The sequence below is a fragment of the Phreatobacter sp. genome (assembly GCF_027532945.1).
Classification (GTDB): Bacteria; Pseudomonadota; Alphaproteobacteria; order Rhizobiales; family Phreatobacteraceae; genus Phreatobacter.
The window spans coordinates 1-22,847 of record NZ_JAPZTZ010000028.1; the positions used below are offsets into that span (position 1 = coordinate 1).

Below are 22,847 nucleotides of genomic sequence, written 5' to 3' on the forward strand. Positions count from 1 at the left end.
ATGGACCTCTGCCCGATCACTTGCCAATCACGAACTTGAGAAATTGCAACGATGGATGAAAGTTTAAACTTGCATCATTGCACAATCGCACATCCGTGATCATTGGTCGCGAAACCGTGAGCCGACAAGCCTTGCGGAACCGGATCGCGTGACATGGAGCCCTGTGCTGGCCGCCGGCGGGCGGCTCCTGACACTCTGTCCAACCGCCAGTGGCGCGGGCCCGCGATTGTCGGTGATCTTGGCGCATCCAGCCGGACGGCGTCTCCCCCTGACACCGCCGACCGGCAGCCGCAGGAGCAGATCATGAGCTGGCGCGACACCTCTCCGCCGCCCCTCCGCCGCGAGGCCCATTTCGGCGATCGCGTGGTCTCCTGCTTCGCCGACCGGCCGGCAAGCCTCTTCGCGCTGCTGGACGAGGCCGTCGCCCGGCGGCCCGGCGGCGAGGCGATTGTCTGCGATGACGTCCGCTGGACCTATGCCGCGCTCGACGGTGCGGTCGGCCGGATGGCCGCGGGTTTCGTGGCGGCTGGCGTGGTGGCCGGCGACCGCGTCGGGCTGCTGGTGGGAAACCGAACGGATTTCGTCACCGCCCTCTTCGCCCTGGCGCGCCTCGGCGCGGTGTCGGTGCCCATGGGCTTGCGCCTCCAGGCGCCGGAGATCGCCCATATCCTCGCCGATTGCGGCGCGCGGCTCCTCGTCCACGAGACCGAGATGGCGGACCGCTTGCCCGCGGACAGCGACCTTCCGGCCCCGGCACGGCGCGTCACGGTCGGTGGAGAGGGTGGCGACCGCCTCGCCGATCTGGTCGCCCGCGCCGGGGCCCTGCCGGTGCCGCCGGTCGCCGACGTGGATGAGGAGGACCTCGCGGTGATCCTCTACACGTCCGGGACGACCGGACGGCCGAAGGGCGCCATGCTCACCCATCTCGGCATCGTCCATTCCTCGCTGGTCTACGAGCATTGCATGGGTCTGACTTCGGCGGACCGCTCGCTCGCCGCCGTGCCGCTCAGCCATGTCACCGGCCTCATCGCCAACATCACCGCGACCGTTCGCGCGTCGGCGACGCTCATCATCATGCCGTCCTTCAAGGCCTCGGATTTTCTCAGCCTCGCCGCACGGGAGCGCATGACCCAGTCAGTGCTCGTGCCGGCCATGTACAATCTCTGTCTGCTGCAGCCCGATTTCGACGCGCACGACCTCTCGGCCTGGCGGATCGGTGGCTATGGCGGCGCGCCCATGCCGACGCCGACGATCGAGCGGCTCGCCGCCCGCTGCCCCGACCTCGCGCTGATGAATGCCTATGGCGCCACCGAGACCACCTCGCCGACGACGATCATGCCGCCGCGCTATACGGCGACCCATGGCCATAGCGTCGGGATGGCCGCGCCGGGGGTCGAGATTCTCGTGGTGGACGACCGGGGTCGCGAGGTGCGAGCCGGCGAGGTCGGCGAGATCTGGATCGCCGGCCCGCATGTGGTGAAGGGCTACTGGGGCAATGCGGCGGCGACGGCCGAGGGCTTCACCGCCGGCTTCTGGCATTCCGGCGATCTCGGCTGCATCGATGCGGAGGGCTTCGTGCAGGTTCTCGACCGCAAGAAGGACATGATCAACCGGGGTGGCTACAAGATCTTCACCGCCGAGGTCGAGACCGTGCTCGTCGCCTGCCCGGGCGTCGTCGAATGCGCCGTCGTGGCGGTGCCCTGTGCCGTGCTCGGCGAGCGCGTCCACGCCGTGGTCGTCACCGACGCGAGCGAGCCGGCCACGCAGACAATCCGCGACTGGTGTGCGGCGCGGCTCTCCGACTACAAGGTGCCGGAGACGCTGACGCTGACCACCGAGCCATTGCCGCGCAACGCCAATGGCAAGGTGATGAAGCGCCTTCTGCGCGAGGGGCTGAGGCCCGTGGCCTGAACCATGCTGCTTTTTGCGGCAGGTGCTCCCGGCGACGATCCGTGACGCAGGTCCGGCGCGTATGTATACAATCGCGCCACCGCTGATCAGACCGTTGTCCCGCAGGCCCCCATGACCCTTCCCCGCGACCGCGCTCCCTATTCCGCCATCGTCGACCGGCCGCCGCTGAAGCTGCCCGGCGGGGCAAGGGTCGTGCTCTGGACCATCGTCAATCTCGAGGTCTGGGACATTTCCCGCCCCATGGCCCGTCAGGTGCTTCCGGCACCGACCGGGCAGGTCCTGCTGCCGGACGTGCCGAACTGGAGCTGGCACGAATACGGGATGCGGGTGGGGGTGTGGCGCTTCTTCGACCTCTATCGCCGGCTCGGCATCCGCCCCACCCTCTCCATCAATGCCCGTGTCTGCGAGGATTACGAGCGCGTGGCGGCCGAGGCGCGCGATGCCGGCTGGGAGTTCATGGGCCATGCCTATGAGCAGATGCCGATCCACAAGGTGGAGGACCAGCGCGGCATGATCCACCGCTCCATGGACATCCTCGAGCGCTTCGCCGGCAAGCGTCCCATCGGCTGGCTCGGCCCCGGCCTGACGCAGACGCTGGAGACGCCCGACCTCCTCGCCGAGGCGGGGGTGAAGTATATCGGCGACTGGGTCTGGGACGACGAGCCCTCGGTGATCGACACCGCCCACGGACCCCTGACCACGCTGCCCTACACGGTCGAACTCAATGACATTCCCACTATGATCGTCCAGCACCACGAGAGCCCTTATTGGGCGCAGCGGTGCCGCGACAGCCTCGACCGGCTGCACCCCGAGGGCGCCGAGCGCGCCAAGATCATGGCCGTGGCGATCCACCCCTATATTTCCGGCCAGCCGCACCGCATCCGTTACCTCGAGGAGGTCTACGACTACGCGCGCTCGCTCGGCGACGTGGTCTTCTGGAACGGCGAGGAGATCCACGACTGGTACCAGGGCGTCCGCGCCGCCGGCTGACCGGCCACCGGGGCCGGTTGCGACACGAGGGGAAAATCTCCTCCGCTGCCCAGGGGCGCTGCGTTGATATTCTCCGGAGGCGGGTACATTCAGCTGGCCATTTCATTGCCTCTGGACGGCTTCGGCCCGATCATCGGACTTCCCGATGCCGTTGGCTTTGATCGTCCATGCTTGAACGTTATGACCCCGCCGATGCCGCTGTTCCCGCGCCGGTTAGCGCCAGGGTCCTGAAGCAACGGACGATGCTGCACCAGATGGCTGACTGGAGCCTTGTGGTCGGCTCGTTTGGCCTCATCCTGTTCTCGACGGTGGCCCTGCGGCCCCCTGCGCCGCAATCGGCCGTTGTGACGGTGACGCCCGTCATCCTTGCGACGAACCGCTGAGACGTCGGCACTGAGCGCTTCGGTCCGGACCGCGGCCAGACCTATTCCTTCGCCTTCGTCCAGATGGCCTGGCGGTGGCCACGGCCGGGCGGATGCAATAGGAGCTGCAGACCTTCCCCGCGACGGTGCGCGCCGCCTGATCGCGGCGCAACTGGCAGCGGCCCCCGCATCCAGCCATTCCTCACCATGTTGCGCCCTCCAGTGTCCTCGCCGGTGGGCGCGGCGTTTCGGCAGGGCCAGCGGTCTTGCTTTTCAAGGCGCTATCGATATTTTCAGAAATAACAGAAATTAGCGATAGCCAGACTTTCCCCCGATGCCCTGGTCCGCCGCCGCCTGCGCCTCCGTCGCATTGCAGCCGTCACGTCGCGGCGGCATTGTGATGCACCGCGTCCCGGCATGGTCCCGGCTCGCGGGTGTTCCGGTATCCCCCGGCCAGGAACAGGAGCCTTGACGCCATGGACTCCCCCATCATGGACCCGACCATCCTCGCGCGGATCCAGTTCGCCGCCAACATTTCCTTCCACATCCTCTTCCCCACCATCACCATCGCGATGGGCTGGGCGCTGGTCTTCTTCAAGCTGCGCTACCGCGCGACCGGCGACATGAAGTGGATGGATGTCTACCATTTCTGGGTAAAGGTCTTCGCCCTGTCCTTCGCCCTCGGTGTTGTCTCCGGCATCACCATGAGCTTCCAGTTCGGCACGAACTGGCCGGGCTTCATGGAGAAGGTCGGCAATGTCGCCGGCCCGCTTCTGGCCTATGAGGTGATGACCGCCTTCTTTCTGGAGGCCGTGTTTCTCGGGATCATGCTCTTCGGCTTCCGCAAGGTGCCGGGCTGGGTGCACACCTTGGCCACCGTGCTGGTCGCCGGCGGTACCACGCTCTCGGCCTTCTGGATCATCGTGCTGAACTCGTGGATGCATACGCCGGTCGGCTTCGAGATCCGCAACGGCGTGGTCCATGCCACCGACTGGTTCGCCATCATCTTCAATCCGTCCATGCCCTATCGGCTGGCGCATATGCTGCTGGCCTCGGGCCTGACGGCGGCCTTCCTCATCGCCGGCCTCTCCGCCTATCGCTGGCTGAGGAACGACCGCTCCCCGGCCGTGCTCTCGGCCATGCGCTTCGGCGTCGGCGTCGCCGCGATCCTCATTCCGATCCAGATCTTCGCCGGCGACATGCATGGCCTCAACACGCTGAAGCACCAGCCGCAGAAGGTCGCGGCCATGGAGGGCAACTGGGAGACCGGTCCCGCCAAGCCGCTCCTTCTCTTCGCCTGGCCCGACGAGAAGGCGCGCGAGAACCGCTTCGAGATCGGCGTGCCCTATGGCGCCAGCCTCATCCTCAAGCATGATCCGCAGGGCGTCATTCCCGGCCTCAACGACTATGTGGGCCAGCATCCGCCGGTGGCGCCGGTCTTCTTCGCCTTCCGCATCATGGTCGGCGTCGGCATGCTGATGCTGCTGGTCTCGTGGGGCGCGGCCCTCTGGCTGTGGCGGCGCGGAGAGCCGCATCCGTGGCTGGCGCGCGGCCTCGTCGCCATGACCTTCTCGGGTTGGGTGGCGACGCTCGCCGGCTGGTACGTCACCGAGATCGGCCGCCAGCCTTGGCTCGTCTCGGGCGTGCTGCGCACGTCGGACGCGGTCTCGGCGGTGCCGGCCGCGATGGTGGCGACGACGCTCGTCGTCTATCTCCTTGTCTATGCCGCGCTGCTCGCGGCCTATATCGCGACGCTGTTCCTGCTCGCCCGCAAGGGTGCGGCCGGCAAGCCGGTAGAGACCGGCCCGACGCCCCATCCCAACGCCTTCGTCGCGGCGGAGTGAACCCGATGTTCAACGATCCCGCCGTCTGGCTGCCGCTCGCCTTCGCCGCCCTGATGGGCCTGTCGATCCTGATCTATGTCGTCCTCGACGGCTTCGACCTTGGCGTCGGGATCCTCTTCCCAGGCGCCAGTGGCGCTGACCGGGACCGCATGGTCGCCTCCATCGGGCCGTTCTGGGATGCCAACGAGACCTGGCTGGTGCTTGCCATCGGCCTGCTGCTCGTCGCCTTCCCGATCGCCCATGGCATGATCCTCACCGCGCTCTACCTGCCGGTGGCGCTGATGCTGGTGGCGCTGATCCTGCGCGGCGTCGCCTTCGAGTTCCGCGCCAAGGCCGAGGCCTCGTGGAAGCCGCTGTGGGACCGCGCCTTCTTTGGCGGCTCGCTGCTCACCGCGCTCACCCAGGGCTACATGCTCGGCCTCTATGTGACCGGGCTTGAGAGCACGCTGCCCACCGTCTCCTTCGGGCTGTTGACGGCGGTGTGCGTTGCCGCCGGCTATGCGCTGATGGGCGCCACCTGGCTCATCATCAAGACCGAGGGCGACCTGCAGCGCTATGCGGTGAGCCGGGCGAGGCTGGCGCTGGTGCTGACCATGATCGGCTTCCTCGCCATCTCGGTGGCGACGCCGCTCGTCTCGCCGCGCATCTTCACCAAGTGGTTCTCCCTGCCGGAGATCCTGTTCCTGTCGCCGCTGCCGATCACCGCCGGCCTCCTCGCGGTGGCGGTGTTCATCGCCCTGTCGCACCTGCCGGATTCGCGCGACCGGTTCCGCTGGGTGCCTTTCGCCGGCTCTGCGGGCATCATGGTGCTGGCCTTCTTCGGCCTCGCCTATTCCTTCTATCCGTTCATCGTCCCGGACAGGCTGACCATCTATGCGGCGGCGGCGGCACCCGAGAGCCTCGCCATCATCCTCGTCGGCGCGCTGGTCGTCGTGCCGGTCATCATCGCCTACTCGGCCTTCAGCTACTGGGTGTTCCGCGGCAAGGCGGGTGAGCTGCGTTACGACTGATCGTCGTCGCCCTTGCCCCGGCGCGCCTTGCCGGGGAAGAGCTTGTCCTTCCAGTCCAGCGCCTTGACGATGCGCGAGCCGAGGCTGAGGAGCTGGATCAGCCGCTCTGTCTCCAGCCGCTCGACGTCGTCGTACCAGGTGGTGAGCAGGTCGATGGCCTCGTGCATGGCCTGCATCCGCCCCTGGGCGTAGCGCTCGGCCTCCGATCCCGGCTGCTCCATGAGCAATTCGCGCAGGATCGTCATGGTCGGGTCGATCTCGCGGCGCTTGCGTTGCTCCACCAGCTTGCGGACGATCGCCCAGACATCCTCCAGCGTCACGTAGAAGTCGCGCCGCTCGCCGGGCACGTGCTTCAGCCGGATAAGCTCCCAGCTCTGCAACTCCTTCAGCGCCATGGCGACATTGGAGCGCGCCACGCCGAGGGCATCGACGAGATCGTCGGCGCAGAGCGGCCGGTCGGCGAGGAAGAACACCGCATAGACCTGGCCGACGGTGCGGTTGATGCCCCAGCGCGAACCCATCTCGCCGAAATGGAGCACGAAGGCCTGGATGAGCGGCGGCAGGTTCATCGTTGGGTCAGCCTCGTCAGTCGGCTCCGCACTAGCGGAATGGGCTCTGCCGATCAACGTCGATGGGTTTACCATGTGCGGCAGGTGACGTTGAGCGCTCCCTTTGGTTGTGCAACCTTGGCCTTACGAGCAGTGCCCGCCCCGGCGGGTGAAACGGGAATGCGGTGGGGGTTCGCCCGAAGCCGCGGCTGCCCCCGCAACTGTAGGCGACGAGCCCCATCGACAGCCACTGGCCATGAGGTCGGGAAGGCCGGCGGGGCGCCCCTAGTCGCGAGCCAGGAGACCGGCTGCTCGTGAACGCTGCTGATGGACGCAGCCCGGCGGGGAGCACGGGCGGCGCGCTGGCGAGGCCAAATGCCGGGTCTCGACCGTCAGGGCTGGCATCTGGCGCCTGGCGCCGGGATCGATCCGTGTCACCCTTTCCCCCACGCACCGGGCCCGTCACGCTCGTCCTCGGTGGCGCGCGATCCGGCAAGTCGGCCCATGCCGAACGCCTGGTGCTCGGCGCCGGCGCAGAACCCCTCTACATCGCCACGGCCGAGGCCCATGACGCCGAGATGGCCGAGCGCATCGCCCGCCACCGCGCCGACCGCGCCGGTCGCGGCTGGGCCACCGTCGAGGAGCCGCTCGATGTCGCGGGCGTCATCCGGCGGGAGGCCCGCCCAGGTCGCAGCATCCTTGTCGACTGCCTGACCCTCTGGCTGTCCAACCTCATGCTTGCCGGCGAGACGCCGGAGGGGCGGCAGGAAGAGCTGCTCGTTGCGCTGGCTGCCGCGACCTGCCCGGTCGTCCTCGTCTCCAATGAGGTCGGCCTCGGCCTCGTGCCCGAGACGCCGCTCGGCCGAGCCTTCCGCGATGCGCAGGGTCGCCTCAACCAGGCCATCGCCGCCAGAGCCGACCACGTCTTCTTTGTCGCGGCCGGCCTGCCCTTCACCCTCAAACCTGCCTGACCTCCCGTTTCCGAAAGATCCTTTTCATGACCGATACGTCCATCGCCGATTCTGCCGCCAACAGCCGCCACGCTGAAAAGATGAAGAAGGTGCAGGTGGCGCGGGCCCGCATGATGGCCACCAAGACGGTCGAGAAGGGGCTGCTCATCGTCCATACCGGCACCGGCAAGGGAAAGACGTCCGCCGCGCTCGGCATGGTGTTCCGCCATATCGGCCACGACATGCCTGTGGCGGTGGTGCAGTTCACCAAGGCCGAATCCTTCGTCACCGGCGAGGCCCTGCTGCTCCGGCGCTTTCCGGACCTCTGCACCCTCGCCATCATGGGCGACGGCTTTACCTGGGACACGCAGGACCGCGCTGCCGACATCGCCTCGGCCCGCGCGGCGTGGGAACTCTCGAAGGATTTCATTCGCGACGACCGCCACGCCATGGTGCTGCTCGACGAGCTCAACATCGTGCTGCGCTATGGCTATCTGCCCGTCGAGGAGGTCGTCGATTTCCTCAAGGCCGAGACGCCGCCGGGCAAGCATGTCGTCATTACCGGCCGCAATGCGCCGGCCGAACTCGTCACCATGGCAGACCTCGTCACCGAGATGACGCTGGTGAAGCATCCCTTCCGCGATGGCGTGAAAGCGCAGAAGGGCATCGAGTTTTGATCCGGAAACGCCCGCCCGCCCTGATGTTGCAGGGTACCGGCTCCAATGTCGGCAAGTCGACTCTGGTTGCCGGTCTCGCGAGGGCTCTTCACCGCCGCGGCTTCGCGGTGCGCCCCTTCAAGCCGCAGAACATGTCGAACAATGCCGCCGTCACCGCCGATGGCGGCGAAATCGGCCGGGCGCAGGCCTTGCAGGCCCGGGCGGCCGGCGTCGCGGCGTCGGTGCATATGAACCCGGTGCTGCTCAAGCCGGAGACCGACAAGGGCGCGCAGGTCATCGTTCAGGGCCAGCGCGCCGGGACGCTTGAGGCGAGGAGCTTCGGCGCTCGCAAGGGCGAGCTCATGCCGAAGGTGCTGGAGAGCTTCGCCCATCTCGAGGCCGAGGCCGACATCGTCCTCGTCGAGGGGGCCGGCAGCCCGGCCGAGATCAACCTGCGGGCCGGCGATATCGCCAATATGGGTTTCGCGCTTGCCGCGGAGGTCCCGGTGGTCCTCATCGGCGACATCGACCGCGGCGGCGTCATTGCCAGCCTCGTCGGTACCCATGCGGTGATCGCGCCGGAGGAGCAGGCGCTGGTGAGGGGCTTCCTCATCAACAAGTTCCGCGGCGAGGTCTCGCTGTTCGATGGCGGCCTCACCGCCATCACTGAGCGAACCGGCTGGCCCTCCATGGGCGTCGTACCGTGGTTCGCCGAGGCGCATCGCCTGCCGGCGGAAGACGCCCTCGACCTTGCGCGTCCGAAGGGCGACCGGGGCCGGCTTGTCATCGCCGTGCCGATCCTCTCCCGCATCGCCAATTTCGACGATCTCGACCCGCTGGCCCAGGAGCCGGAGGTCGATCTGCGCTTCGTCGCCCCCGGCGAGCCGCTGCCGGCGGAGGCATCCCTCGTCATCCTGCCGGGGTCCAAGTCGACGATCGGCGATCTCGCCGGTTTGCGCGCCGTCGGCTGGGACATCGATCTCGCCGCCCATCTGCGCCGCGGGGGGCGTGTTCTCGGCATCTGCGGCGGCTACCAGATGCTCGGCCGGTCCATTGCCGACCCAGAAGGGCTCGAAGGTCCGCGCGGTTCGGCGCCGGGGCTCGGTCATCTCGACATCCACACGGTGCTCACGCCTGACAAGACGGTTCAGCCGGTGACCGGCCTCCATATCGCCAGCGGCGAGCGGGTCGAGGGCTATGAGATCCATCTTGGCCGGACGACCGGGCCGGACTGCATGCGGCCGATCCTCCATATCGACGGTCGCTGCGACGGCGCGACCAGCGCCGACGGGCTGGTGGAGGGCTGCTACGTCCACGGGCTCTTCGCCGACGACCGCTTCCGCAATGCCTACCTCCGGAATTTCGGGCGGGCGAGCGATCTGGCCTACGAGGCAACGGTCGAGGCGACGCTCGATGCGCTGGCCGACCATTGCGAGGCCCATTGCAATATCGAGGCCTTGATCGCGGTGGCGCGGAGTCGCTAAGCCGGCTCAGGACACAAGCAGCGCGCCCGCGGCGACTATGGCGGCGAGCCCCAGGCATGCACTGATCATGACGCGAAGGGCGCGCCGGATGTCACCCGGCGTCGCCTCGCGTCGGCCCTCGGCATGGAGGAAGGGATCGTCGACGAGCCGCGCGCCGTAGCGCCGGGGCCCAGCGAGGGCGAGCCCGAGGGCGCCGGCCATGGCCGCCTCTGGCCAGCCGGCATTGGGCGAGCGGTGCAGGCGGGCATCGCGGATCATCACCCGGAGGGCCTTGGCCGGCGAGCCGGCCGCCAGCGGTGCGGCCGCCGTCACAAGCAGGCCGGCGAGGCGAGCAGGCACGAGGTTGAGAAGGTCGTCGCAGCGGGCCGCAGCCCAGCCAAAGTCGCGATGCCGCTCGGACAGATGGCCGATCATGGAATCGGCGGTGTTGACGGCCTTGTAGGCTGCAAGGCCCGGCAGGCCGAGAACCGCGAACCAGAAGGCCGGGGCGACGACGCCGTCGGAGAAATTCTCCGCCGCCGTCTCGATGGCGGCGCGACAGATGCCGGCCTCGTCGAGACTTTCGGGGTCGCGGCCGACGATCATCGCGACAGCGCGGCGGGCCTCCGCGATGCCGCCGGTCGCGAAGGCCTCGGCCACCCGCGCCACATGGACATAGAGGCTGTTCTGGGCCAGCAGCACCGCGGCAACGACGCCGATGGTCCATGTGTGCCACGGGAGGGCGCGTAGCATCGCCTCCGCGACGGCCCCTGCCGCGATGGCCACGCACAGGATCACCGCCAGCGCCGCGACGCCCGCGGCCTTGCGCTTGGCGGCTTTCGCCTCCGGCCGGTTCCAGGCGGTGTCGAGCCTTGCGATGAGCGCGCCCATCCAGGCGACGGGATGGGGAACCCGCCGCCAGACTGCATCCGGATCGCCCACCACCGCATCGATGGCCAGCGCGACCAGCAGGATGAGGATGGCGTCAGTGTGGAGGAGCACGGCGGGGAGTCAGCGCGGCGATCTGCGCTGCGAGCCTGTCGATGGCCTCGACCAGCATGGGCCCGCCGCAGACCGTAAGCGCCTCGGGGAGGACGATGCGGCGCTCTGCGGGGAAGCGCTCGGCGATGGCAGGATGGACCAGCATCGCCTGGCCCTGGTCCTCGGCGCCGTCTGCGTCGCGGCTGATGAGGATGGCGTCAGGCTTCAGCATGACGATCTCCTCCACCGAGAGGAAGCCGCCGGAGCGGAGCCCTGCCTCACCGGCGACATTGACGAGGCCGGCGGCCTTGAGGAGGTCGGTGATGACGCTGTCCTGTCCGGCGACCCAGCCGCGCCGGGCAAGGGGCAGGATGCGCAGCGGCTGTCCCTTCGCCGCCGCCCTCAACCGCTCCATGGCGGCATCGAGGGCTGAAGCCCGGGCCTCGCCCGCCGCTTGCGCGCCGACGATGGCGGCGACGCGGAGGATCTGCCGCCGCGCATCGGCGACCGTGCGCACCACGTCGAACTCCTCCATGGCGATGCCCCGGTCGCGAATGAAGGCGCGCGTCGCCTGCCGGGTGAAGCGGCCAGCCAGCACGAGGTCCGGCTTCAGCACGATGATCTCCTCCGCCGTGCCGGACAGGGCCGGAAAAGCCCTGGCCCGGGCGGCGGCCCATGACCGCCAGCCATCGTGGGCGAAGGGGCTCAAGCCCACGATCTGGTCCGGGCGGGCGAGATCGACCAGCAACTGATCGGTGCACATGTTGATCGAGGCGATGCGGGCCGGGGGCTCCGCCTTGGCGGCGGTGGTGGCCGCCAGCAGAGCGGCGATGCCGGCGAGCGACTGGCCAAGGCGGCGGCGCCATGGCAGGGACGGGCGATGCAGCACGGCGGCGACCTCACCACGGCCATGACCCTCCACGGGGGCACGCGCGGCGACTGGCTCGACCTGTCGACCGGCATCAACCCGCATGCCTTCCCGCTGCCGGACCTGCCCGCCGAGGCCTGGACTGCGCTGCCGGCGGAGGGGGCGCGCAGCCGGCTCATCGATACCGCGCGCCGCGCCTATCGGCTGCCGGACGGGATCGGCCTCGTCGCCGCGCCGGGCACGCAGGCGCTGATCCAGTGGCTGCCGCATCTCGCGCCCGCCGGCGATGTCGCGGTGGTCGGGCCGACCTATGGCGAGCACGCCCTGTCGTGGCGGCGGGTCGGCGCCAAGGTGCACATGATCGGTGATCTCACGGCGATTCCGGAGTGTGTGCGCCACGTGGTGGTGGTGAATCCCAACAATCCGGACGGGCGCTGGACCGATCCCGTCGACCTCGCCGAGGCCGCGCGCCTCGTCGATGCGCGGGGCGGCTGGCTCGTCATCGACGAATCCTTTCTCGACCTCAGGCCGGAGGCGACAGCCGCCGGCCTGTGCCGCGATGCCCCGGTCGTGGTGCTCAGATCCTTCGGCAAGTTCTTCGGTCTTGCCGGCGTGAGGCTCGGATTTGCCGTGGCCCCGCCGGTCATTGCCGGGCTGATCGCCGCCGCTCTTGGTCCATGGGCCGTAGCAGGGCCGGCCCTCGCCATCGGCGCCGCGGCGCTCGGTGACGAGCGCTGGGCCGAGACCATGCGCGAGAGGCTCGCGACCGAAGCTGCTGCCCTCGATGCCGTTCTCGCGGAGACCGATTTCGCGCCGGCCGGTGGCACCGACCTCTACCGCCTCGTGCGCCATCCCGAGGCCCGCCGGATGCACGAGGGGCTCGCAGCGGCACGGATCTGGGTCAGGCGATTCGACTGGGACGAGACGCTTCTGCGCTTCGGGCTGCCGCCCGAGGCCGCGGGCCTCGACCGCCTCGCTGCCGCCGTGCGGGCGCTCGCCGCTGAGCCGGCTCATGGAGCGGTCCAGGGCACGATGACAGGCTCGCCCGCGTGCTCCGTCACGAGCGCATCGACGCCATAGACATCCCGCATCAGCTGAGGCGTCAGCACGGCGCGCGGTTCGCCGCGCGCGACGATGCGGCCGCGGTCGATGACCATGACCTCGTCGGCCATGCGGGCGGCGAGGCCGAGATCGTGGGTCACGGCGATGACGAGGGCGCCGCGCCGGGCCTCCTCGCGCAGCGCCGCCATGATGCCGATCTGGTGACGCGGATCGAGGGCGGCGGTCGGTTCGTCCGCCAGCAGGATCGGCGCCTCCACCGCGAGGACGCGGGCCAGCATGACGCGGGCGCGTTCGCCGCCCGAGAGCGTCGTCACCTGCCGCCCGGCAAAGGCGCTGGCATCGGTGCGGGCGAGGGCTGCATCGACGATGGCAGCGTCGCGCTCGCCCATGCGGGACGGATCGGCAAGGCCGTGGGGGTAGCGCCCGAGCGCCACGACGTCGCGGGCGCTGAGCGGCCAGTGCACCACATGGCCCTGCGGCAGGAAGGCGATGCGGCGGGCCCGCTCGCGCGGCGGCAATTGTGCGAGGTCCGTGCCGGCGACGGTGATGCGCCCGGTCGAGGGTGCGAGGCCGCCGAGTGCCCGCAGCAGCGTCGTCTTCCCCGCGCCATTCGGCCCGACCAGGGCGACGAGCCGGCCGGCATCCAGCCGAAAGCCGGCATCGGTGACAACCGGGCAGCCGCCATAGGCGACGCCGACACCGTCCGCGACGAGGAGATGCGCCACCTCGCTCATGCCACGCCGCCGGCAAGGCTGCGCCGCTCCCTGACGATGAGCCAGAGGAAGAAGGGAACGCCGATGGTGGCGGTGAGCACGCCGACCTTGATGTTGGTGGTCGCGGGGATGATGCGCACCGCGATGTCGGCGGCGAGCAGCAGCGCCGCGCCGGTGAGGGCGCTGGGGACAAGAAGGCGCGCCGGATCGTAGCCGACCAGTGGCCGCATCAGGTGCGGGGCGACGAGGCCGATGAAGGCGATGGTGCCGGCGACCGAGACGGCGGCGCCGACCCCCAGCGCCACGCCGGTGATGACGACGAGGCGCAGGCGAGAGACGCCGACGCCAAGGCTCTCGGCCGCCTCCTCGCCGAGCGAAAGGGCCCGGAAGGCGCCGCGCTGCATATAGAGAATGAGCGCGGCGGGAATGATGAAGGGCAGCGCCAGCGCCACGTGGCGCATCGAGCGGTCCTCGAGCGAGCCGAGCAGCCAGAAGGCGATCTCCAGCGCGGCGAAGGGGTTGGGCGCCAGATTCATCGCCAGCGCCGTGCCGGCACCGGCCAGGCTCGAGATGGCAAGGCCGGAGAGAATGAGGAGCAGGAGGCTGGCATTGCGGCCGGCCACCGCCACCAGCACGAAGACCGAGAGGAAGGCGCCGGCAATGGCCGCGACCGGCAGGCCCCAGGACAGGGCGTCGTTGAGCCCGAGCGAAATGGTCGCGACCGCCGCAAAGGCCGCCGATTGCGGCGCACCGAAGAGCGAGGGGGCGGCGAGCGGATTGCGCAGCAGGCCCTGCATGGCGGCGCCCGACAGGCCGAGGATGCCGCCAATGGCCACCGCGAGGATCGCCCGCGGCAGCCGGATCTCGGTGACGATGGTGCGGATGGCGTCATCGCCGCGGCCAAGGAGGGCCGCGACGATGTCGGAGGGGGCAAGGCGCACCGGCCCCGCCGCAAGGGAGGCAATGGCGAGGACCGCGACGAGGAGGGCGAGGCCGGGGACCAGTCCCCGCCGCGCCAGGCTCGTCATGGTCATCGCTTCGCTCACCAGTTCGCCCTCAGGCCGGCATAGAAGGACCGGCCGGCGGTCCCGTAATTGAAGACCTCCTCATAGCGGACATTGGTGAGGTTCTCGACCCGCGCGAAGGCGGTCCAGGTCCTGTCGATCTGGTAGGAGGTCCTCAGGTCGAACCGCATGTAGGGGTTGAGGCGCAGGCTCTCGCCGCTTCCCGAATAGCGCTGCGAGACGAAGGTCATGGATGGCTCGATGCTCCAGGCCGGCGTCGGCGTCACCACGAAGCCGAGGGTGCCGACATTGCGCGGACGACGGGCCAGCGTCAGGCCGGTGCCGAGGTCCCTCGCCTCAAGATAGGTCCAGCCCGCCCGCATCCTGACGAAATCCGGCCAGAACACCACGCTCGCCGCCATCTCGACACCGCGGGTCTCGGCCCGCGCCACGTTGAAATAGCTGCTGGTCGCCGAGTTGAACTCGATGAGGTTCGAGAAGCGGTTGGAGAAGGCGGTAACCGACAGGGTGCCGCGGCCGCCGAGGAAGGACTGGTCGATGCCGGCGTCGAAGCCGATGCTGGTCTCGGGCGAGAGCGAGGGATTGCCGTAGATCGGCGCGTAGAGCTGGAACAGAGTCGGCGCCTTGCCGCCCGTGCCGGCGCTGGCGCGCAGCTTGGTGCCTGTCTCAGTGATCCGGTAGGCCAGCGTACCGCGCCAGGTGGCGAAGCGCGCAACGCCGACAACGTCATCGATGCGACCGCCGATGGACAGATCAAGCCGTTCGCCGATGGGCAATTGCCACAGCGCGAAGAGGGCACGCGTGTTCTGCCCGGCCTCCAGGGTCGAGGCGCGGGCGATCGGCGTCGGCAGGCTGCGCTCAGAGAAGGTCTCAGCCGTCTCGCGCTCGAGCCGGGCACCGAAGGTGACCCGTCCGGCGAGGCCCAGCCGCAGGTCGCCCTGGTATTCGGCACCGACGCGCTGGCCATAATACTCGGACAATGTCGCGGTGGTCTGGGCCGGCGTCTGGTTCGACCCGTAGCGCACCTCGCGGAAGATGCGCTCCGAGCGGGCAAAGAAGGTGGTGATTGCGTGGGTGAGCGCGCCGTCCAGCGTGTCCCACGAGCCGCGGCCGTAGAGTTGGTAGAAGCGGCGGAATGACACGTTCGGCGTGTCCGGGTACCTGCCGGAGGCCGCGTCATATTCGGAGCGCGTGGTGCTGGCCATCACACCCGCCTCGAAGCGGAAGCCGGTACCCGGATCGTAGCCGACCCGGCCATAGCCGCTGAAGCGGTTGTAGCCGTCGGCGTCGTAGCCGGCGGTCACGGCAGGGTCGAAGCGGCTGATGCGATAGCCGTAGCGCGAGAATCCGTCGGACCGCGCGAAGGAGCCGGAGGCGGCGTAGCTCCAGGGACCCTGCGAGCCGTGGACACCGCCGGAGACGGCGCCGGTGCCATAGCTGCCGCCCTCGACCTGGGCGAAGGCGCCGGTCGGGCCGAGGCCGCGCTTGGTGATGATGTTGATGACGCCGCCCATGGCGTCGGAGCCATAGAGGGCGCTCTGCGGGCCGCGCAGCACCTCGATCCGGTCGATGAGGGCCGGCGACAGGCTCGATATGTCGAACTCGCCGCTGGTCGACGAGGGATCGCCGACACGGATACCGTCGATCAGCACGAGGGTCTGGCCGGAGTTCGCTCCGCGCAGGCGCACCGAGGTGGAGGCGCCGGGGCCGCCGGTCTCGGTCACGTCGAGGCCGGGCACCGTGCGCAGCACATCGACGAGCGAGCCGGGATTGGAGGATTGCAACTGCTCCCGCGGCACGACGGTGATGGCGCTGCCAGTGCGCTGGATCTCGGTCGGCGAGCGGTTGGCGGTGACCGTGATGTCGATGGAAGGGAGTTCGGTCTCGCGTGGTTGTGGCGGAGACTGGCTGAAAGCAGGCGTAGAAACAGCGGAAAAAGCCGCGCATGCGGCGGCAAGGGCAAGCCTTGCCCGGAGAGGGTCGCGAACCATGTGTCACCTTCTTCGGCCCACCGCCGAAGTTTGGGGTCTGAGGACACTCTGGGCCGGTCTCCTGGCTCGCGACTGGTCCGGTGAGGACCGGCTCCAACCTTCCCAGTCCCGGGGGACCAGTGGTGCGTGGAGCTTGGCGTCGCTTACAGTTGCGGGGGCAGCTGCGGCATGGGGTCTTTCGACCCGCACCGCATTCCCGTTTCACCCGCCTCGCGGCGGGCACCCAGAGCAGCGCCATCACAACCACGGGGCGCAGGCGCCCGCAAGCCGTGCCGCTGGGGCATCCGCGTCCCCCCTTAGGGGGAGGGCTGTGGACAAGTCGGCGCGGGGAATCGGTGACGCCCGGGGGCGGGCTTGCTAGACCGGGGGGCGTGGGGAGTGCTCGCCGATGGGCGAACCGGGATCGGACAAGGACACGGATGTGCCGCGGCAGTCGACGGAGGATCGCTTTGCGCGGTCGGAACTCCGCCTGCGAATCGTGCTGTCCGGCACGACGCGGCTCGGTCCGGGCAAGGCTGACCTGCTGGACGCGATCGGCCGCACCGGGTCGATCTCGGCGGCAGGCCGCGAACTCGGCATGAGCTACCGCCGCGCCTGGCTGCTGGTGGACGAGGTGAACCGGCTGTTCCGCCGTCCCGTCGTGGTCACCTCCGCCGGCGGCAGCCATGGCGGCGGGGCGAAGCTCACCGATTTCGGCCGGGCGCTGGTGGCCGCCTATCGGCGCGTCGAGGAGCGCACGCGCGCCGCGATCCGCGAGGAATTCGCGCCCTTCGAGACCGACCTGGTGGACGAGCCGGATCAGCCGGGCTGAGCCGTTGGCACCGCGCCCGGTAGGGAGCTCTCATCGATCGCGCCGGCCTTGACCAGCGCCTTCACCGGAACACCCGGCGCGAGGTCCAGCGCCTCGGCGGCGAGCCGCGTCACGGCCGCGATGATCACGTCACCGCCGGTGAGCGTCAGCGTCACGGTGACGAAGGGGCCGCCGGCGTCCGGATCGATGCGGGTGACGGTGCCACCCAGCACCGTGCGGGTGCTGAGGCCCTCGGTCGCGCCACGGGACAGGGTGACGTCGGTGGCGCGGATGGCGAGGCGCACCTCGGCCTCCGCCGTCAGCAGGCCCGGCACGACGATGTCGCCGGCGGGATGGTCCAGGAGGGTGACGCCGTAGGCCGGCAGGCGCTGCCTGATGCGGGCGGTGAGCACCGAGCGCAGGGCGAAGCGGTCGCTGCCCGGAATCTCCCGGCCAGCGGCGAAAACATCGGCAGGCGTGCCCTCGGCCACCACCCGTCCGGCGTCGAGCCGCACCACATGACTGGCGAGGCGCGTCACTTCCTCTACGGCATGGCTGACATAGACCACCGGCAGGGCGAAGGCGTCGCGCAACCGCTCGATGAAGGGCAGGATTTCCTGGCGTCGCGCCTGGTCGAGCGAGGCGAGCGGTTCGTCCATGAGCAGGAGGCGCGGGCTTGCGAGCAAGGCTCGGCCTATGGCGACGCGCTGGCGCTCGCCGCCCGAGAGCGTTGCCGGGCGACGGTCGAGCAGGTGACCGATGCCGAGGACCTCCACCACCGGATCGAAGGTGATGCGGCGCTCGGCGCGCGGCGTGAACCAGCGGCCATAGGTGAGGTTCGCCTTCACCGAGAGATGCGGCAGCAGCAGCGCGTCCTGGAAGACGAGGCCCATGCGGCGACGGTGCGGTGGCACTGCGATGCCGCTGCCGGTGTCGAGCAGCAGGGTGTCGCCCACGGCGATGCGCCCCTCTTTCGGGCGCTCAAGGCCCGCGAGCAGGCGGATGACGGTGGACTTTCCCGACCCGGACGGGCCGAAGAGGGCGGTGACGCCTTGTCCTGCCGTAAAGGTGGTGTCGAGGGCAAAACCGGGACGGGTGAGGCGGCAGGCGAAGCGGATCATGCCGGCGCCCCATGACGGTTGCCGCTGCGCCGCGCCAGCCACTCGGAGGCGACGAGGGCGGCCAGAGCGATGATGACGGCGACGACCGATAGCCGGAGCGCGATGGCGTCGCCACCGGGGACCTGGGTGGCGTTGTAGATCGCCGACGGGAGGGTCTGCGTTTCACCGGGAATGTTCGAGACGAAGGTGATGGTGGCGCCGAACTCGCCGAGCGCCTTGGCAAAGCACAGCACGGCTCCCGCAATGATTCCGGGGAGCGCCAGTGGCAGGGTAACGGTGAGGAACACCCAGGCCGGGGAGGCCCCGAGCGTGCCGGCGGCCTCGCCGAGCCGCGCGTCGATGGCCTCGATGGAGAGGCGGACGGCGCGCACCATCAGCGGAAAGCCCATCACCGCGCAGGCGAGGGCCGCGCCGGTCCAGCGGAAGGCGAGGACGATGCCGAAGGTTGCTTCCAGCCAGGCGCCGATCGGTCCGCGGCGGCCGAAAAGGACCAAGAGGACGTAGCCGGTGACAACCGGTGGCAGGACCAGCGGCAGGTGGACCAGCGCATCCACGAGGCTCTTGCCGGGAAAGCGCCCGCGCGCCAGCAGCAGGGCGGTGAGGATGCCGAGCGGCAGGCTTGCCAGAGTCGCGACGGTGGCGACGCGCAGGCTGAGGTTGATCGCCGTCCATTCCTCGGGGGTGAGCGAGAACGCATCCATGGAGCGGGTCTAGCGCAGGACCGTGAAGCCTTCAGCCTCGAAGATCCGGATGGCAGCCGGCGAGGCGAGATAGGCGAGGAGAGCGGCCGCGTCCGGATGGGTGGACGCCGCGGTCACGGCGACCGGATAGGCGATGGGCGGGTGGCTGGCCGCCGGAAAGGTGCCGACGACCCGTACCCGCGGCTCGGTCCTGGCATCGGTCGCATAGACGATGCCGAAGCGCGCCTCGCCGCGCGCCACGAGGGCGAGCGCCGCACGGACATTGTCGCCGCCGGCGATGCGCGGGGCAACCTCCGGCCAGACGCCGAGCGCGGTCAGCGTGGCCTGGGCATAGCGGCCGACCGGCACGGACTGGACATTGCCGGTGGCGAGGCGCGATGAGCCGATGGCTGCGGCCAAGGGGAAACCGGGGCCGATGGCAAGGGTTGAGGGGGTCTCGCTCACCGGCTCGATCAGGACGAGGCTGTTGCCGAGCAGGGTGCGGCGGGTGCCGGCGCGGATGAGGCGGCGCTGCTCGGCGAAGTCCATCCAGTCGAGGTCAGCCGAGGCGAAAAGGTCGGCTGGCGCGCCCTGGTCGAGCTGGCGGGCAAGCGCCGAGGAGGCCGCGAAGGAGAAGGTCACGCGCTTGCCCGTCTCGCGCTGCCAGTCCGAGGCGATGGCGGTGAGGGCGGTCTGCAGGCTGGCGGCGGCGAAGACCACGAGCGGGCGCGTCTCCTGCCCCCGGGCCGGGGCTGCGAGCCCCGCCAGCAGGACGAGGGGCAGGATGCGGCGGCTGAAGCCAGGGATGCGCATAGCGTTATGCTCAGTGGGATATATCGCTGCGCATAACGCCCTGTCCCGGTGGCGCCGTCAAGCCGGTTGCGGCGTCAGGCGATGCGCTTGAGGCGGGCCGCAAAGAAACCATCGAGACCCGCCATGCGCGGCTCGTCATGCGGCCAATGGCTGGGCAATGTCCGCAGATGGCCCGCGGGCGTGACGAAATCGGTAATGCCGGGGATCTCATCGGGGGTGATGGGGTCGAGCACCAGGCGCTGTTCCCGTGCGAGCAGTGCGGCAATCTGCGCCTCGCCCTCTTCGGGCTCCAGCGAGCAGGTGCAATAGACGGCCCGTCCACCGGGTTTCAGGAGGTCGGCGAGGCGGTCGAGCAGGCGTGCCTGCAGGCGTGCCAGCCCGTCCACGTCGGCGGCCGATTTCAGGTGCGTCACGTCGGGATGGCCGCGCAGCGTGCCGGTCGCGGCGCAGGGGGCGTCCAGCAGGATCGCGTCATAGGTGCCGTCGAGCTCCAGCGCATCCACGGCGCGGATCGCGACGTCGAGCTTCAGCCGCGCCATATTCTCGGCGAGGCGTTCGAGGCGGCGGGGATTGCGGTCGACGGCGGTGACATGGGCGCCGGCGCTGGCGAGCTGCGCCGTCTTGCCACCGGGGGCGGCGCAGAGATCGGCGACGGCGAGGCCCCTGACGTCGCCGAGGAGGCGCGCGGGGAGGGCAGCGGCGGCGTCCTGCACCCACCAGGCGCCCTCGTCGAAGCCTTCGAGATCCGGCACCGCGCCATCGGGAAGGAGCCGAAGGGAGCCCGTCGGCAGCAGCGTGCCGCCGAGGCGCTTCGCCCGGCCTGCCGCGTCGGCCTTGACGGTCAGGTCGAGGGGCGGCTCGTGGATCACGGCTGCCGCGATGGCGCGGGTGGTCGCCTCGCCATAGGTCGCGATCCACCGCTCGCGCAGCCAGGGTGCGAGGTCGTCGAGCGGGTCGAGGCTGGCGAGGTCGGCCTCGCGGTCGCGGGTGAGGCCGCGGAGCACGGCATTGGTGAGCCCGGCGAAGCCCTGCGTCTTCTTGTTGGCCTCGACCATGCGCACCGCCGTGTCGACGGCGGCATAGTCGGGCACGTCGAGGAAGAGGATCTGGCAGGCCGCGGTGCGCAACACGGTTTCGAGGCGCGGCAGGCCTTCGGGCAGGCCCTTCGCCAGGCGTTCGGCAAGCAGGCGGTCGATGGAGCCGAGGCGCCGCAGGGTGGTCGCGGCGATCTTGCGGGCGAGCGCCCAGTCGAGGGCGGAGAGATCCGTCGGCTCCTCCAGCGCCTCGTCGAGCGGGCGGCGGCGCAGCAGCACCGCCTCTACGAGGTCGCAGGCGCGCCGTCGCGCCGGCAGGCCCGGCGGTGGCGGCGGCGGGGCCTTGGGCTTGCGGGCCGGGAAGAACGGGCGCCTGGCGCCGGGGGGCTTGCTCATCCCGCCCGTTTAGGCGCGGAACCCCCGCCGCCGCAAGCGCCGCCCATCACCCCCACGGACCGCGCGAGGGGCGCGCGCCCCATGCGGGGGCCTGAGGCGGCAGGTAGCCGACGCCCCAGGCCTGGGCGAGCTGCTGCAGCGCCGCGATGCGGTTGCCTGTGTCCGGATGGGTGGAGAACAGATTGTCCATCCGCTCGCCCGAGAGCGGGTTGATGATGAACATGTGCGCGGTCTGCGGATTGTGCTCGGCCGTGTTGTTCACCGTCATGCCGTGGCCGCCGGCGATCTTGGCCAGCGCCGAGGCGAGCCAGATCGGGTTGCCGCAGATCTCGGCGCCGAGCTTGTCCGCCTCGTATTCGCGCGACCTGGAGATCGCCATCTGGACGATGGAGGCTGCGAGCGGGGCAAGGATCATCATGGCGATGGTGCCGATGATGCCGAAGCCATTGCGGTTGTCGCTGTTGCCGCCGGAGAAGGCCGCGAAATTGGCGAGCATCGAGACCGCGCCGGCGAGCGTCGCGGTGATGGTCATGGTCAGCGTGTCGCGGTTCCTGATGTGGGCGAGCTCGTGCGCGACGACGCCCGCCACCTCCTCGCGCGTCAGCATGTTGAGGAGGCCCGTGTTCACCGCGACAGCGGCGTTCTCGGGGTTGCGGCCCGTGGCGAAGGCGTTCGGCTGGTCCTCGTGGATGATGAACAGCCGCGGCATGGGCATGCCGGCGCGCTGGGTCATCTCATAGGTCATCTGCCAGAGGTCCGGGGCGCTGTGCTGGTCGACCTCCTGCGCGCCGTACATGTTCAGAACGGCGCGGTCAGAGCCCCAGTAGCTCCAGAAATTCATGGCGCAGGCCACCGCCAGCGCGATCAGCATGCCGGCCTGGCCGCCGATGAGAAAGCCGACGCCCATAAAGAGCGCCGTCATGGCGGCAAGGAGGATGGCAGTCTTCATGTAGTTCATCGACACCCCTCCTGCGGGTTCGGCCCCAAGATTGGATGCGACCGGCCGTCGGACAAGGGTCCGCCCTGTCGCAGGCGCGTGGCTCGGCCCGGGTCGCTTGCGTACGAACGAGTTGATCTGGTAATCGGCTTGGTCGCCCCCCGCATGCCGGAGATCCCGCATGACCTACGTGGTCACCGAGAACTGCATCAAGTGCAAGTACACGGATTGTGTGGAGGTCTGTCCGGTCGATTGCTTCTATGAGGGCGAGAACTTTCTCGTGATCCATCCGGACGAATGCATCGACTGCGGCGTCTGCGAGCCGGAATGCCCGGCCGAAGCGATCAAGCCGGATACCGAGCCGGGGCTGGAGAAGTGGCTGGCGATCAACGCCGATTTCGCCGGAAAATGGCCGAACATCACGCAGAAGCGCGACGCGCTGGCGGATGCCAAGGACTGGGATGGCAAGCCGGGCAAGGAAGGCCTCCTGTCGACCGAACCGGGCGCCGGCGACTGATCGACTGGCGGTAACCAAACCCGGCGAATGGTGCCGGGTGCGGGGCGGGTCGCAGGACAGTCTCGTCGCCAAGCCTTTGAATTCGGCGAAAATTGTGGTATGGTGCGGCCACAGTCGATCAGAAAAGCGGTCCCACCGGTGCGCTCCCCTCGTGAGGAGCGTTATTTTTCGGAAAAATCCGATGA

Annotated in this window: 22 protein-coding genes and 2 riboswitches; of the genes, 11 read left to right on the forward strand and 11 right to left on the reverse strand. The window is 69.5% G+C overall.

Going from position 1 to position 22,847, the window contains the following annotated elements; translation table 11 throughout:
- The first annotated feature begins 303 nt into the window (after positions 1–303).
- The 5 genes from O9344_RS17605 (at position 304) to O9344_RS17625 (ending at position 6,117) form a co-directional block, all read left to right on the forward strand.
- The gene (locus O9344_RS17605; protein ID WP_298480427.1) at positions 304–1,911 is read left to right on the forward strand and encodes a class I adenylate-forming enzyme family protein; all 1,608 of its coding nucleotides are present in this window, start codon (positions 304–306) and stop codon (positions 1,909–1,911) included.
- 111 nt (positions 1,912–2,022) lie between these two features.
- Positions 2,023–2,901 carry a polysaccharide deacetylase family protein gene (locus O9344_RS17610; protein ID WP_298480429.1) on the forward strand — a complete coding sequence of 293 codons (879 nt, stop codon included), beginning with the start codon at positions 2,023–2,025 and terminating at the stop codon, positions 2,899–2,901.
- Between the two features lie 242 nt (positions 2,902–3,143).
- Positions 3,144–3,284 carry a hypothetical protein gene (locus tag O9344_RS17615; protein ID WP_298480432.1) on the forward strand — a complete coding sequence of 47 codons (141 nt, stop codon included), beginning with the start codon at positions 3,144–3,146 and terminating at the stop codon, positions 3,282–3,284.
- Positions 3,285–3,754: 470 nt separating this feature from the next.
- Complete coding sequence (locus O9344_RS17620; protein WP_298480726.1) at positions 3,755–5,107, forward strand: cytochrome ubiquinol oxidase subunit I; 1,353 nt, start codon at positions 3,755–3,757, stop codon at positions 5,105–5,107.
- A 5-nt stretch (positions 5,108–5,112) separates the two neighbouring features.
- Positions 5,113–6,117 carry a cytochrome d ubiquinol oxidase subunit II gene (locus O9344_RS17625; RefSeq protein ID WP_298480435.1) on the forward strand — a complete coding sequence of 335 codons (1,005 nt, stop codon included), beginning with the start codon at positions 5,113–5,115 and terminating at the stop codon, positions 6,115–6,117.
- On the opposite strand, the gene O9344_RS17630 is transcribed toward O9344_RS17625, so the two are convergent.
- Complete coding sequence (locus O9344_RS17630; protein ID WP_298480438.1) at positions 6,108–6,686, reverse strand: GbsR/MarR family transcriptional regulator; 579 nt, start codon at positions 6,684–6,686, stop codon at positions 6,108–6,110. The genes O9344_RS17625 and O9344_RS17630 overlap by 10 nt on opposite strands.
- A gap of 113 nt (positions 6,687–6,799) precedes the next feature.
- Positions 6,800–6,993: riboswitch (cobalamin riboswitch) on the forward strand.
- A 103-nt stretch (positions 6,994–7,096) separates the two neighbouring features.
- On the opposite strand from O9344_RS17630, the gene cobU reads away from it, so the two are divergent.
- Genes cobU through O9344_RS17645 form a run of 3 tightly spaced genes read left to right on the forward strand, consistent with a single transcriptional unit; the run spans position 7,097 to position 9,755 of the window.
- Positions 7,097–7,636 carry a bifunctional adenosylcobinamide kinase/adenosylcobinamide-phosphate guanylyltransferase gene (cobU, locus tag O9344_RS17635; protein WP_298480440.1) on the forward strand — a complete coding sequence of 180 codons (540 nt, stop codon included), beginning with the start codon at positions 7,097–7,099 and terminating at the stop codon, positions 7,634–7,636.
- Positions 7,637–7,662: 26 nt separating this feature from the next.
- Positions 7,663–8,292 carry a cob(I)yrinic acid a,c-diamide adenosyltransferase gene (gene cobO, locus O9344_RS17640; RefSeq protein ID WP_298480443.1) on the forward strand — a complete coding sequence of 210 codons (630 nt, stop codon included), beginning with the start codon at positions 7,663–7,665 and terminating at the stop codon, positions 8,290–8,292.
- A 23-nt stretch (positions 8,293–8,315) separates the two neighbouring features.
- A complete protein-coding gene (locus O9344_RS17645; RefSeq protein WP_298480446.1) occupies positions 8,316–9,755 on the forward strand; it encodes a cobyric acid synthase in 1,440 nt (479 codons plus the stop codon).
- Positions 9,756–9,761: 6 nt separating this feature from the next.
- Here the strand turns inward: O9344_RS17645 and cbiB are convergent, their stop codons facing one another.
- Both cbiB and O9344_RS17655 read right to left on the reverse strand, forming a co-directional pair.
- The gene (gene cbiB, locus O9344_RS17650; protein ID WP_298480449.1) at positions 9,762–10,736 is read right to left on the reverse strand and encodes an adenosylcobinamide-phosphate synthase CbiB; all 975 of its coding nucleotides are present in this window, start codon (positions 10,734–10,736) and stop codon (positions 9,762–9,764) included.
- Complete coding sequence (locus O9344_RS17655; protein WP_298480453.1) at positions 10,720–11,604, reverse strand: ABC transporter substrate-binding protein; 885 nt, start codon at positions 11,602–11,604, stop codon at positions 10,720–10,722. The genes cbiB and O9344_RS17655 overlap by 17 nt, the downstream gene beginning before the upstream one ends.
- Here O9344_RS17655 and cobD point away from each other — a divergent pair.
- Positions 11,596–12,663, forward strand: coding sequence for a threonine-phosphate decarboxylase CobD (cobD, locus tag O9344_RS17660; protein ID WP_298480456.1), 1,068 nt, complete (start codon positions 11,596–11,598; stop codon positions 12,661–12,663). The genes O9344_RS17655 and cobD overlap by 9 nt on opposite strands.
- Here cobD and O9344_RS17665 read toward each other — a convergent pair.
- Genes O9344_RS17665 through O9344_RS17675 form a run of 3 tightly spaced genes read right to left on the reverse strand, consistent with a single transcriptional unit; the run spans position 12,594 to position 16,374 of the window.
- On the reverse strand, positions 12,594–13,379 hold the full coding sequence (locus O9344_RS17665; RefSeq protein ID WP_298480459.1) for an ABC transporter ATP-binding protein: 786 nt from the start codon (positions 13,377–13,379) through the stop codon (positions 12,594–12,596). The genes cobD and O9344_RS17665 overlap by 70 nt on opposite strands.
- The gene (locus tag O9344_RS17670) at positions 13,376–14,392 is read right to left on the reverse strand and encodes an iron ABC transporter permease (protein WP_298480462.1); all 1,017 of its coding nucleotides are present in this window, start codon (positions 14,390–14,392) and stop codon (positions 13,376–13,378) included. Before O9344_RS17670 ends, O9344_RS17665 begins: the two co-directional genes overlap by 4 nt.
- Before the next feature lie 8 nt (positions 14,393–14,400).
- On the reverse strand, positions 14,401–16,374 hold the full coding sequence (locus O9344_RS17675; protein ID WP_298480466.1) for a TonB-dependent receptor: 1,974 nt from the start codon (positions 16,372–16,374) through the stop codon (positions 14,401–14,403).
- Between the two features lie 33 nt (positions 16,375–16,407).
- Positions 16,408–16,616: riboswitch (cobalamin riboswitch) on the reverse strand.
- Positions 16,617–16,762: 146 nt separating this feature from the next.
- On the opposite strand from O9344_RS17675, the gene O9344_RS17680 reads away from it, so the two are divergent.
- On the forward strand, positions 16,763–17,185 hold the full coding sequence (locus tag O9344_RS17680) for a LysR family transcriptional regulator (protein WP_298480469.1): 423 nt from the start codon (positions 16,763–16,765) through the stop codon (positions 17,183–17,185).
- Here the strand turns inward: O9344_RS17680 and modC are convergent.
- The 5 genes from modC to htpX all read right to left on the reverse strand — a co-directional run bounded on the left by modC (position 17,173) and on the right by htpX (position 22,166).
- The gene (gene modC, locus O9344_RS17685; protein ID WP_298480472.1) at positions 17,173–18,285 is read right to left on the reverse strand and encodes a molybdenum ABC transporter ATP-binding protein; all 1,113 of its coding nucleotides are present in this window, start codon (positions 18,283–18,285) and stop codon (positions 17,173–17,175) included. The two genes, O9344_RS17680 and modC, sit on opposite strands and share 13 nt — an antisense overlap.
- On the reverse strand, positions 18,282–18,986 hold the full coding sequence (modB, locus tag O9344_RS17690) for a molybdate ABC transporter permease subunit (RefSeq protein WP_298480475.1): 705 nt from the start codon (positions 18,984–18,986) through the stop codon (positions 18,282–18,284). The genes modC and modB overlap by 4 nt, the downstream gene beginning before the upstream one ends.
- A gap of 9 nt (positions 18,987–18,995) precedes the next feature.
- Entirely contained in the window at positions 18,996–19,778 is a 783-nt protein-coding gene (modA, locus tag O9344_RS17695; protein ID WP_298480478.1) for a molybdate ABC transporter substrate-binding protein, read from the reverse strand.
- A gap of 74 nt (positions 19,779–19,852) precedes the next feature.
- On the reverse strand, positions 19,853–21,208 hold the full coding sequence (locus O9344_RS17700; RefSeq protein ID WP_298480481.1) for an RsmB/NOP family class I SAM-dependent RNA methyltransferase: 1,356 nt from the start codon (positions 21,206–21,208) through the stop codon (positions 19,853–19,855).
- 46 nt (positions 21,209–21,254) lie between these two features.
- A complete protein-coding gene (htpX, locus tag O9344_RS17705) occupies positions 21,255–22,166 on the reverse strand; it encodes a zinc metalloprotease HtpX (RefSeq protein WP_298480484.1) in 912 nt (303 codons plus the stop codon).
- Positions 22,167–22,326: 160 nt separating this feature from the next.
- Here htpX and fdxA point away from each other — a divergent pair, with 160 nt between their 5' ends.
- Positions 22,327–22,662: a ferredoxin FdxA gene (gene fdxA, locus O9344_RS17710; protein ID WP_298480487.1), complete on the forward strand. Its 336-nt coding sequence runs from the start codon at positions 22,327–22,329 to the stop codon at positions 22,660–22,662.
- The last annotated feature ends 185 nt before the right edge of the window (positions 22,663–22,847 follow it).